This window comes from Streptomyces sp. RP5T, assembly GCF_003933965.1.
Classification (GTDB): Bacteria; Actinomycetota; Actinomycetes; order Streptomycetales; family Streptomycetaceae; genus Streptomyces.
The window spans coordinates 1-6,289 of the sequence record NZ_RSAJ01000486.1 but is presented as its reverse complement, the minus strand read 5'-3'; the positions used below and the strand labels follow the sequence as shown (position 1 = coordinate 6,289).

At 69.0% G+C, this 6,289-nt stretch carries 4 protein-coding genes and 1 pseudogene; 2 read left to right on the top strand and 3 right to left on the bottom strand.

Features of this window, described 5'->3' with window-relative positions; all coding sequences use genetic code 11:
• The first annotated feature begins 853 nt into the window (after positions 1-853).
• Together EHS43_RS34215 and EHS43_RS34210 are read left to right on the top strand one after the other, a co-directional pair.
• Positions 854-1,729, top strand: a complete 876-nt coding sequence (locus EHS43_RS34215) for a RecB family exonuclease (protein ID WP_260470831.1) — start codon at positions 854-856, stop codon at positions 1,727-1,729.
• 14 nt (positions 1,730-1,743) lie between these two features.
• On the top strand, positions 1,744-2,415 hold the full coding sequence (locus EHS43_RS34210; RefSeq protein ID WP_030606450.1) for a response regulator transcription factor: 672 nt from the start codon (positions 1,744-1,746) through the stop codon (positions 2,413-2,415).
• An 82-nt stretch (positions 2,416-2,497) separates the two neighbouring features.
• On the opposite strand, the gene EHS43_RS34205 is transcribed toward EHS43_RS34210, so the two are convergent.
• From EHS43_RS34205 to EHS43_RS48290, 3 genes and pseudogenes are all read right to left on the bottom strand, one after another.
• Positions 2,498-4,078 (bottom strand): ABC transporter substrate-binding protein, encoded by a 1,581-nt coding sequence (locus EHS43_RS34205; protein WP_125194532.1) that lies wholly within the window; start codon positions 4,076-4,078, stop codon positions 2,498-2,500.
• A gap of 82 nt (positions 4,079-4,160) precedes the next feature.
• The gene (locus EHS43_RS34200; RefSeq protein ID WP_125194531.1) at positions 4,161-5,765 is read right to left on the bottom strand and encodes an ABC transporter substrate-binding protein; all 1,605 of its coding nucleotides are present in this window, start codon (positions 5,763-5,765) and stop codon (positions 4,161-4,163) included.
• 434 nt (positions 5,766-6,199) lie between these two features.
• A pseudogene (locus EHS43_RS48290) lies at positions 6,200-6,289 on the bottom strand (HAD family phosphatase); the annotation flags it as partial.

The window sequence follows — 6,289 nt, the reverse complement described above, 5'->3', positions numbered from 1 at the left end:
GGTCTGGGCCGTGGGCCCTGCGTGGGGCTTGGCCGGCCGGTCCGTGCCGGACCGCGGCTGCCCGCTCCCGCCGCTCTCGTCCACGATGTCCCCTCGTTCGAAGCGTCTTCCGCGCCTGCCGTGCGGAAGGGTCTCGAGTCGATGGTATGCGGCGGTCGTCGCGCGTTCCGCCCCGGCACCCCCCGCGTTTCCTCGGCCGCCACGGTGGCAACGGCCGCGAATGGGTCACTGTCAGTGGCGGGCCGTATGGTCTGTGGTCATGGAGACGAGCACGGAGGCCGCGACCGAAACCGCCGCCGACGCCCCGCGGGCAGCGGAGAAGCCGGCCACGGCACAGCCCGGAAGGCCCGCGTCCGACGCCGAGGCGGTGCCGTCGGCTGCCGGGGGCGAGGACTCGGGGTCGGCGGTTCCGGTTCCGCCCGGGTCGGTTGAGGACCCGGACGCGACCGACTCCGGAGCGATGCCGACGCCTGCCACGGCTGACCGGCCGGACGGGGTCACGACGGTCGAGCATCCGCGGGCGGGCGGCACTGAGCAAGCGGAGACGGCTGAGCAACCCGGCGTGAGCGGCCCCGGGACCACGCCTGCGACCGACACGGCCGGCCTGCAGGACGCGGACGCAGGGATCGACGCTCCGCGAGCCGGGGACATTGAGCAGCCGGGGAATGACGCGGGATCGGACGCGGCAGGCATCGGAGGGGCATCGGCGCCCGGCACAGCTCGTCATCAGGACGCGGACACGACGGTCGGCCGTCCGCGTGCGGGTGGCGCTGAGCAACCCGGCGCCAGCACTCCCGGCACCACGCCTACGACTGTCACAGGTGATCGTCAGGGTGGGGACGCCACCGCCGATGTGCCCCAGGGGGTTCCGGTGGGGCGGGCGGCTTTCGTTGCTCCCGCTTCTCTGTCCCCTTCTCGGGCCAATGACTTCATGCAGTGCCCGTTGCTGTACCGGTTCCGGGTGATCGACCGGCTGCCGGAGAAGCCGAGTGCGGCGGCGACCCGGGGGACGCTGGTGCACTCGGTGCTGGAGCGGCTGTTCGACGCCCCGGCCGGGGAGCGGACCGCGCCCGCGGCGAAGTCGTTGATCCCGGGGCAGTGGGACCGGCTCCGGGAGAGCCGGCCGGAGGTGCTGGAGCTGTTCGCCGATGATCCGGACGGCGAGCGGCTGGCGACCTGGCTCGGTGAGGCCGAGCGGCTGGTGGAGCGGTGGTTCACGCTGGAGGATCCGACGCGTCTGGAGCCGGCCGAGCGGGAGTTGTTCGTGGAGGCTGAGCTGGACTCGGGGCTGCGGCTGCGCGGGATCATCGACCGGGTCGACGTGGCGCCCACCGGTGAGGTGCGGATCGTCGACTACAAGACCGGCAAGGCACCCCGGCCCGAGTACGCCGAGGGCGCGCTGTTCCAGATGAAGTTCTACGCCCTGGTGGTGTGGCGGCTGAAGAACGTGATCCCGCGCCGCCTCCAGCTCGTCTACCTGGGCAGCGGTGACGTCCTGACCTACGACCCGGTTCTCGCGGACCTGGAGCGGGTCGAGCGCAAGCTGCTGGCGCTGTGGGAGGCGATCCGGCAGGCCACGCTGACGGGAGAGTGGCGGCCGCGCCCGACCAAGCTGTGCGGCTGGTGCGACCACCAGGAGCACTGCCCGGAGTTCGGCGGCACTCCCCCGCCCTACCCGCTGCCGGTGGAGGTCGTGACCGGCGAGCAGGGCAGAATGGGGCCGGACTAGCGAAGGAGACACACGTGGCCATCCGCGTCCTACTGGTCGACGACCAGCCGCTGCTGCGTACCGGGTTCCGGATGATTCTGGAGGCCGAGCAGGACCTCGCGGTCGTGGGCGAGGCCGGAGACGGACTTCAGGCTCTCGACCAGGTGCGGGCTCTGCAGCCCGACGTGGTCCTGATGGACATCCGTATGCCGCGGATGGACGGTGTGGAGGCGACCCGGCAGATCACCGGTCCCGGGCGGGACGGTCCGGCGAAGGTGCTGGTGCTGACCACCTTCGACCTGGACGAGTACGTGGTGGAGGCGCTGCGGGCGGGGGCCAGTGGGTTCCTGCTCAAGGACGCCCCGGCCAACGAGCTCGTGCAGGCGATCCGGGTGGTGGCCGCGGGTGAGGCGATGCTCGCGCCGAGCATCACGCGCCGGCTGCTCGACAAGTACGCCACGCATCTGCCCTCCGGTGACGAGCCGGTGCCCGACACCCTGCACACGCTGACCGACCGTGAGGTCGAGGTGCTGAAACTGGTGGCGCGCGGGCTGTCCAACGCGGAGATCGCCGCGGACCTGTTCGTCAGCGAGACCACCGTGAAGACGCATGTGGGCCATGTGCTGACCAAGCTGGGTCTGCGGGACCGGGTCCAGGCGGCGGTGTACGCGTACGAGAGCGGTCTGGTCCGTCCCGGGGCGCAGTAGGTAGCGGGAGCACGGAAACGAGAGCGAAGAGGGCGTCCCCCGCCTGACTGGGGGCGCCCTCTTCGTGTGTGCGGAGGCCCGCTCAGCCCTTGCTGAGCTCCCAGAAGCGGAACACCGTGGAGGCGTCGAGGCAGTACTCCAGGCCGTAGACGTTGTCGCGGACGACGGCGTACTGCTTGGCCTGCCAGACCGGCAGGACGGGGATGTCCTGAGCCACGAGGTCCTGGAGGGTGCCGTAGGGGGCGTCCGTGGCGGAGCGGTCGGGCTGGGCGGCGGTCTGGGGGATGAGCGATCCGGTGATCTTGGTGTTGGCGTAGTTGTTGTCCAGCACGTTGCCCTTGCCGAAGAAGGGGGCCGTGAAGTTGTCGGCGTCCGGGTAGTCGGGGACCCAGCCCTTGACGTAGACGCCGTACTTGCCGGCCGCGATGTCCTTCTCGTACCGGTCGAAGGCCACCGACTTGACGTCGGCGTCGAACAGCCCGCTGGCGTTGAGCTGCTTCGCGATCGTCCTGAGTTCCTGGTCGGTGGCCGGGCCGTAGCGGGACGGGGTCGACCACAGGGTGAGCTTGACCTTGCCGGTGATGCCCTCGTCGGCGAGTGCGGCCGCGGCCTTTGCCTTGGAGGGCTGGGCGCCGTAGGTGTCGAAGAAGGCCGTGTTGTGGCCCGCGATACCGGCCGGAACGATCGAGTACAGCGGGGTGGCGGTGCCCTGGTAGACGTCGTGGATGAGGGCTTCGCGGTCGAGCAGGTGGGCGATCGCCTTCCGGACGCCGAGGTTTCCGGCGACCGGGTCGTCCATGTTGAAGACGAGGTGCTGGACCTCGGCGCTGGTGCCCTCGACGACCTCGATGCCGGAGTCGGGCGAGGCGTTCTCGATGTCGGCGATGTCGCCCGCGCTCAGACCGCGGTAGGCGATGTCGATCTTGTCGTCCGTCAGGGCGGTCTTCAGAGCGGCCTGGTCGCCGTGGAAGAACTTGAGCGTGACGCCGGAGTTCTGGGGGTCGGCGGTGCCCTTGTAGTTCTCGTTGACGGAGAACACGGCCTGGTCGTCACCGAAGGAGTCGAGCTGGTAGGGGCCGGAGCCGACCGCCTTGCCGTCCTCGCGCAGGCCGTCGGCGTCGTACTGCTTGTGGTCGACGATGGAGCCGGCGCCGGAGGCGAGCTTGCTCGGGAAGGTGGCGTCGGGGGTGTTCAGCGTGAACACGACGGTCTTCTCGTCCGGCGTCTCGACCTTGTCGAGCATCGGGAACATGATCGCGGGACCGGCGTCGTCGTTGATCTTCAGCATGCGGTCGAAGGAGAACTTGACGTCCTCGGAGGTGAGCGGGTCACCGTTGCTGAACTTGAGCCCGTCCTTGAGCGTGCACTCGTAGACCTGCGTCTTGGTGTCCGTGAACTCGCAGCTGCGGGCGGCGTCCGGTTCCGGGTCCGTGCCGCCCTTGGGGAAGCTGAGCAGGGACTGGAAGACGTTGTTGAACAACAGCCAGGAGCCGGGGTCGTAGCCGGAGGCCGGGTCGGTGGCGAGGACGTCGTCGGACATCCCCACGACCACGGAGGAACCGTCGGCACCGGAGCCCCCCGACTCCGTGCCGCAGCCGGTCAGCAGACCGGAGGCCAGGCCAGCCACGATCGGCAGGACCTGCCACTGGATGCGCTTGTTCACGTGCGAGTGCCTTGTCGTCGATTCTTGTGGAATCCCGGGCCCGTCCGCCTGGGCCCGGGCCGAAGGAGGCGTCAGGCGGTGGTCAGCCGCTCACGCCCTTGCCGAGTTCCCACAGCTGCAGCGTCGACGAGGAGTTGAGCGCGTAGGCGGTGCCCGTGACGTCGTCGCGTGCGGCGACGTACTGCTTGCCCTGCCACAGCGGCAGCACGGGGACGTCGTTGGCGACGATGTCCTGGATCTCGGTCAGGCTCGCGGACGCGGCGAGACGGTCGGCCTCGCGACGGGAGTCCGGGATCAGGGTGTTGCGGATCTCGCTGTTGGCGTAGGGCGAGCCGAGGAAGTTGTCCTTGTCGAGGAAGGGCGCGAGGTAGTTGTCGGCGTCCGGGAAGTCCGGGAACCAGCCCATGCCGTAGACGTCGTACTCGCCCTTCTGCTCCGCCGGGCGGAAGGTCGACCAGGGAGCGCCCTTGATGCTGACGTCGAAGAGCCCGCTCGCGTTGAGCTGCTTCTGCAGGTCCTCGAACTCCTCCTTGGTGCCCGAGCCGTAGTGGTCGGTCGTGTAGTGGAGGGTCAGCTTCACCGGGGTGGTGATGTCGGCCTGGGCCAGCCGGGCCTTGGCCTTGGCGAGGCTCGGGTCGCCGTACTTGTTGAAGAAGGAGTTGGAGTGTCCGGTGATGGTGGCCGGGACCAGCGAGAACAGCGGCTCGGCCTGGGTGCCGTAGACCCGGGAGACGAGTTCGCTGCGGTTGATGAGCTGGGCCATCGCCTGGCGCACGGCACGGGATTTCACGGTCGGCGCGTCGGTGTTGAAGGCGAGGTAGCGGATCTCCAGGCCGGCCATCTCGACGAGGTCGACGTCGCCGCCGGACTCGTTGGACAGCTTCTTGATCTGCTGGGGCGACAGGGTGCGGGTGATGAGGTCGATGTCGCCCTTTTCGAGGGCGGTGCCCATGGCGTCGGCGTCCTCGTAGGAGCGCAGGACGACCTTGTCGTTGTTCACCGTCAACGACCCCTTGTAGTTGGGGTTCTTGGTGAACACGGCGTCGACGAGCTCGTCGTTCTTGACGTCGGCCTTCATGGTGTAGGGGCCGGAGCCGTCGACGTCGAAGCCGTCGCGGAGCTTGTTCTTCCCGTAGTCGTCGGGGTTGACGATGCCGGCGACCGGGGTCGACAGCTTGTACGGGAAGGTGGCGTCGGCGGTCTTGAGGTGGAAGATGACCTCGCGCTCGCCCTTGGTCTCGACGGTGTCGATGGTGGACAGCAGGGCGAAGACGCCGGAGTCGGCCTTGATGGCGCGGGCGCGGTCGATGGAGTACTTCACGTCGGCCGCGGTGATGGCGTCGCCGTTGGCGAACTTCAGGCCGTCACGCAGGGTGCAGACGAAGCGTTCGTTGCCGCTGTCGCTGAAGCCGCAGGACTGGGCGGCCTCGGGCACGGGGTCGCCGTCGCCCTTGGGCTGGATCATGAGCGTCTGCACGGTCTGGCGCAGGACGTTCCAGGTGCCGACGTCGTAGGCGTAGGCGGGGTCGAGCGGGGCGGGAGCGTCCTTCGTGGCGGTGAACCGGTCCGTGGTGCCCACGGCGATCGCGTCGCCGCCGCCGCTGCCGCTGTCGGAGCCGCCGCAGGCGGCGAGCACCGGCGCGAGCAGACCTATGACGGCCGGCAGCACCAAAGTCTTGCGGTTCATGCTCGGGTTTCTCCACAGCTGTTCGGTCCGTGTATCCGGCATGCAGGGGTGGCGCGGCGGATCACGGGGTTAGGGCGATGTTCTCACCAGGAGATTAGTCGGGACCCGCAGGAGGGTTGGCAGTCACCGGAGTTGGGCTTCCATCACACAGTGGAACCGGGCGTGGACGCACCGGAAACCCGCCGGGGGAAGGTTTGGTGCAGGGTTTCACCAATCGGGACACATGGGCGCGTCCGGACCCCTCGAAGCGGGGTGTCCGGCACAGCCCGGGCCGCCTGTCGAGGGTCCGTCGCGTGGGGAACGTCACACCCGCGAGGAGGTGTCAGTGGACTGGAATTCGACGGTCCGGCGCGTTTCGAATTCTTGCGACAGGGCCCAGGGGAATTACCGCGTTATCCGCGCTGCACGCTGGGTGAACACCTGAGGCATTTCCGTCATCGAAGGGTGATCAGGCCGCGCAGAAATGACAGGTCGACCTCTTCGAGGGAGCCGACGACGGTACGTCCGGGGGCGGGGGCTATGGG